The sequence below is a fragment of the Bartonella sp. AP36NXGY genome (genome assembly GCF_042195865.1).
Classification (GTDB): domain Bacteria; phylum Pseudomonadota; class Alphaproteobacteria; order Rhizobiales; family Rhizobiaceae; genus Bartonella.
Window position 1 is genome coordinate 1 of the sequence record NZ_JBHIPD010000043.1, and the last position, 5,778, is coordinate 5,778.

General features: G+C 37.5%; 1 protein-coding gene and 1 pseudogene. Both read right to left on the reverse strand.

Going from position 1 to position 5,778, the window contains the following annotated elements; genetic code table 11:
* Positions 1–4,424 (reverse strand): DEAD/DEAH box helicase (locus tag ACFINX_RS09150; RefSeq protein ID WP_375668713.1); only part of this gene is annotated, 4,424 nt, incomplete at its 3' end.
* Positions 4,425–4,974: 550 nt separating this feature from the next.
* Positions 4,975–5,778, reverse strand: a pseudogene (locus tag ACFINX_RS09155) (DUF3987 domain-containing protein); the annotation flags it as partial.

Consider the following 5,778-nt stretch of genomic DNA (forward strand, 5'->3'; position numbering starts at 1 on the left):
GAATGGAAAATCCCATAAACGTAATAGAATAAATCATCTTTCGTGATTTTTTCATTAGGATAAGCCGCTTTAAAATGGTCTAACCCTTCATCCGTAATGGCATCACGGCGTTGTAAACCAGCTGTTGTGTTTTCTTCTATAGAATGCGTAAATAAATGGGGTTGTTTTTCACTTTTACTTTTTGAAACCGTAGTATCTTCGTAAATATAAAGTGGAAAACATTGACCTTTATCCACTACATCAAGATTAGGTAAATTTTTAGACATAAGTACAGAAAAACCTGATTGAGTTCCCGTACCTGTAACTTGTATCACCTTATTTTCAACCGTTTCTCCTATCGGAAATATCCGCGGCATTTGATAGACTCTCTCATTAAAAGTACGGTTGCAGTATAGCCATTGTTTCGTAAAAGGACGATAAAGACTTTGCGTGATGCATCTATCTTCAAATTCAAAGATTTTTCCTCTTACTAACTCTTGTTTAACATTATAGCTCCAACTTATCTTCCTCTCATCTGTATCAACGAAATTATTTACAGCCTTTGTACGTATCTTGCGACTAGCATGCGGATAGATATCATTAAAACGTTCCACTTCACTGTTATAGAAGGCAATCATATTACTCATGTTTTTCTTTAAAGTTTCATGGCTTGAGTTATACGTCCAAGCATCACGATTGGTTACAACCCCAAGAGAAAACGTTTCAAATAGTCTGAAATTACATCCCTTCTTATCGCCTATAGCTAAAAATGTTTTGAAATTGTTATCACGTTGATGAATCCAGTCACCATGTTCATCCGGTGTAATTATTTTCCAACCCGATTTATTTGTGATGCCATCAACACTACCAAAGTATTGAAGCATCTCAAGTTTTTTTGCGGTGGAAAGATTATCTCCAATGTCATGATAGTAAATCTTACACGGTTGTTTTTTATTTGGATTGCGCACAAAAATCGTTACAGCTATTCCGTTTTGACTTCCAGAACCAAAAACATTGCCTCCTTCCTTTGATAGCTCTTTTGATTTTATATTTTTTCGAATATCACCACGAAGATTAATGATATAAATAGAAGAATATTCATTTCGTAAGCATTTTCGCATGCCATCAGCAAATGCTTTATCTATCCATCCATTTCCAGAAATATAAGCTACAATACCACCTTGAGAACTTAAGCGATTACTTGCCCACCTAATCGCTCGAATATAGCTATCATAGAGATTTCTTTTTAATGTTGCTTGAGATTTAAGTGCATACGTATTTTGGATACTTCTATCAAGTATTTCATATTCTACATTTGCATTATTATCATTCTCACTTCTTTGACCAGAAGAATAAGGAGGGTTACCAAAGATAACTTCAATATTTAGTTTCTTTTGATGCTCTAAATATTCACTGTTTTCTTTGAATAATTCCTGTAGAAGATTTTTCTCTTCAAGCATCCGAAACGTATCGGTTAAGCCAATATGCTTAAAGGGAATGTAATCACCTTTCATAAGACCATGATAGGCCGTTTCAATGTTAATCGCTGCTATGTAATAGGCAAGTAAAACAATCTCATTGGCATGGATATCATGACGGAACTTATATTCCATGTCCTCTAGTTTGATCAGTTTAGATTGTAAAAGCCGTGTGATAAAAGTACCCGTTCCCGTGAAAGGGTCAAGAATAGAAACACCCCGTGACCCCAAGCTTTTGCCAAATTCATTACGCAACACATCATCAACAGAATGAATGATAAAATCAACAACCTCAACGGGCGTATAAACAATCCCAAGCCTATCCGTGGTTTTCTTAAATGCCTTGGCAAAAAAACTTTCATAAAGTTTGATAATAAGATTCTGTTTTGCATGAGTTTCCGTAATGCCTGCTGTACAGAACATGACACTTTTGTAAAATTTATCAAGATCTTTCGTTTTCTCTTCGATATTTGTTTTATCCAGTTCCGTTAAGATCTTGTCCATTGCTTGCGAAATGGCATTGTTCTGTACAAATTCATTACCGTCAAATAAAGCTTCAAACACGGGACGCGTGACAAGATGTTGCGCTAACATCTCAATCGCTTCCTCTTGCTTGATTTCACTGTTGACGTTGTTCTTTAATTCCTTATGGAATGCATCAAAGGCGTGAAAGGCTTCACTCTTTTCATCGGAAATCATATCTTTAAGATGATTGATATGGTTTTGAGCAATCTCAGCAACATTGTTCGCCCAAATGCCCCAATAATCCGTGATTTTAAAACTATCCAGAAAAATGGCTTTGACAAAATCAAAAAATTCAGAACGGCGGAATAAGTCTCCTTGTCCTCCAGATACCGGTTGAGATTTGCTTTCTGATGTTCCAATGGTATGTCCAGAACTTTCTGCTTTTGATGGTATCGAGATCTCATCAACCGTTGTGGTAAGCTCTTTTAATTCATTGGCACGCTTAATTTCTATAATCTCAATCGTATGGCTGCTATCTTGTCCTAAAGACATTTGATTAATCGTCCGAGCAAGTCTCTCATCATGAGAATGTAAAGCATGCAAAACTTGCCAAACAACACGGTATCTCTTATTGTTTCGTAAAGCCTTTTTGGCTTCTAAGTGTGAAGGAATGATAATGGGTAAAATGATATAGCCCGTTTTCTTATTTGGAGCACGACGCATCACACGCCCTACCGCCTGTATCACATCGACTTGGCTATTACGCGGGTGTAAAAACATGATGGCATCAAGAGCAGGGACATCAATCCCTTCAGACAGACACCGAACATTGCTTAAAATCCGACAAACATTTTGCCCCGCATCTTCTTTAAGCCAATCCAATTCCTCATTGCGTTTTTTGACGCTTTGCGTTCCGTCAATATGTCTTACTTCACAGTTTAGAAAGGGAACGGTTTGAAGGAAATCATCAATATGAGATTTGATAATTTTATTAAAGAGCTTTGTTATATATTGAGAGGTATTGATATCTTTGCAAAAAGCTAAAGCACATTGCATGGGCTCTGTATCATCATCATCAACAGCCGCTTGCTTATCTATTTTGGTAAGTGCTCTATAACAGCCAATAATTTTTGCCGCATCATCTAAATCAATTTCACGGTTTTCATTGGCAATAATCTCCTGTATGGCTGGTGTGATATAGGTTTCATTAATACCCAAGACCACAATCTTGTAAGGAGTTAAAAGTTCATTATCGACAGCTTCCGCGAATGTATAATGATGGAGTTGTTTGCCATAAAGCGTTTCATCGTCCATAGATGCGAGAACGGCATTAATCTCATCCGCCCGCCTTTTGGCAGTATCACTAAAGATACGCGGCGTTGCTGTCATATACAGACGTTTTTTACCTCGAATGATGCTGTTATCGTGAACCTTGATAAATTCAGATTCATTGTCTTCACTTCCCAATGAAGCCCCAGTTGTTCTATGGGCTTCATCACAGATGATCAAATCAAATTCGGGTAAACCATGCTCTTTTTGTGCATCCGAAATCACTTGGATTGAATGGTAAGTTGAAAAGATAACCGTCATTGCATCTGCTAGGTTTTCGCAAGCTTCTTTGGCAAGGGCTTGAGCATCCGTGGTAGCAGGGAGAACAAGATCTGATGTTTCCATACCAACAATATCATCTTGGTTTTTACGACGCTTGCCTACTTTCGTATCCGAACACACAGCAAAAGAACGCAAGGGCACTTGTGCATCGGCTGTCCATTCACGGATCGTTTGCGAGACTAAAGCAAGCGAGGGCACCAGAAACAACACACGCTTGCCTGTTCCTGCTATGGTTTCTGCTATCTTTAAACTGGTGAAAGTCTTGCCCGTTCCACATGCCATAATCAGCTTACCACGGTCTGCTTCTTTTAACCCTTCACAGACTTTCTTGATGGCTTCTTCTTGATGTGGACGAGGCTCTTTTGTTGATTTCAGAAGAACTTCTTGTTTTGTTGCAAATATTTGCCAATCTATCCGACTGTTTTCCATATGACGAAGGTCAATGCGATAAACGGGTATCGCTTGTCCTTTAATCATGGCATTCACATTGTCACTTAATTCCACTTCTGTGCTGTCAACGAGAAGTCGATATTTAAAGATGTCTTTTCCAGAGGCAGCGATAAAGCTATCAATATCTTTTTTACTGATCTGATGGTCAGCTTTATAAAACTTACATTGAATAGCCACATATCCCTCTTGATTGCGAAGCTTTGCCACCAGATCAATGCCGATATCATTTTTATTCCAACCTTCACGCTCTTTAGCCCATTCATAATAGGTTTGAACCTTTTCGTAGCGTCCATAATGAAGAGGGTCTTTTGTCAAATAAGCTATGACAAGGTTTTCAAACAAGGTTCCTAATTCACGAAGTGATTTAGCTTGTTGACGATAATATTCCAACAGAGAGCGTAAAGTGACATGTTCATTATCATACTTATTAAAGTGACGCATATTACAACAAGGCTCCGTTTTCATATGAGAGGGTTAATTCTTATCAAAAGAATCAAAACGAAGCTTATTAAATCCATTTTGAATGAATAGTGAGAAAACTGGAAAAAATGCTAAAAAAGCGGATAATTTTTTCAAAAGGGGTTTTAAAGGTACTTATCCACAGCCCATGCCCATGAGAGAGATCAGATCAGCAAAATAGTGAAATTTGCTGTTTGTTTTATGGAAAAAAGACAAATTCGTTATGTGATTTAAGATATCAGAATGAGTATTTTGATGAGTTTTATGAGACATTTTATAGAGAGGTTTTGAAGGTTTCTCAAACCCTCAAAATACCTTCAAAAATATACCGTGGGTTGTATTTATAGGTTGTATCTTGATGTGGGTTGTTTATTAAAAAATAACTTATTGAAATATAATGACTTTTATTTTTCGATTGAAAAAAATATATAAAGCAGAGTAAAAGGAACCCTCAAAATACTCGAAATCTTCAAAACTCATACATTAAGGCGTTCTTTGAAGGTTCACTCTATGAAATACAAGGGGTAATGCTTTATTGGGGTGTCTTATGCCCCTTTACTAAAGGATTCCATTCATAACGTATCGTAGGTCGACCGCTTTTAGGGTTATTGTCTCCAGAGACTTCACGAATATAGTTACAACGGCATAAAAGCTCTAAAGCTTGTTTAACGGCTTGATTGTCTTTTAAAGAAGTCCAATTTCTTTGATTAATATCGCGTAAAGTAAAAAACATCGGGTAAATGATCACAGCGTTCAACAATTAATTTTGCACGCTCTGCTGTTAATGTATCATGCGCCGCATAAAGACGTTTGGCATGACTTAACAGATAACTTGTCCAACGCAACGCTGTTGTGATGGCATAGAGTCCAATTTCTAAACGACCACCGTCAAGAAGTTCAAAAATTAACGCAAGGCACGTGTAATGCCCTGCGCATTCTTAAAAGATGCGATTGTAAGCTTTCTGAGTGAGTAGTTCCTTTTGCCTCTTTATGAAGATGCTCTAACCCTTCATAAAATTTTACTTGTGCTTTAGGAGAAAAACGCATGATCAGTGGTTGTTCTGGAGACCCTAAGCGTTTATCACGAAAAGAGCGAAAAACCCCTTCATACTTTTGCCACCCTTCTTGATTGGGCGGTTTATCAACCCATTTCCAATCTTTTGTCTTATCGGGAAAGACAAGCATTTGAAAGCGTTGTAAGAAACCATCATTGCCTTTGCCATATAAAACATTGCGTATAAAGGGCAGAATGCGAGAGGGTTGAATACCCCCTATAATAGAGACAGTTGCATTGGGAATAAAAATGGTTCCCCGTCCTATACGGTCATAGGTGTAA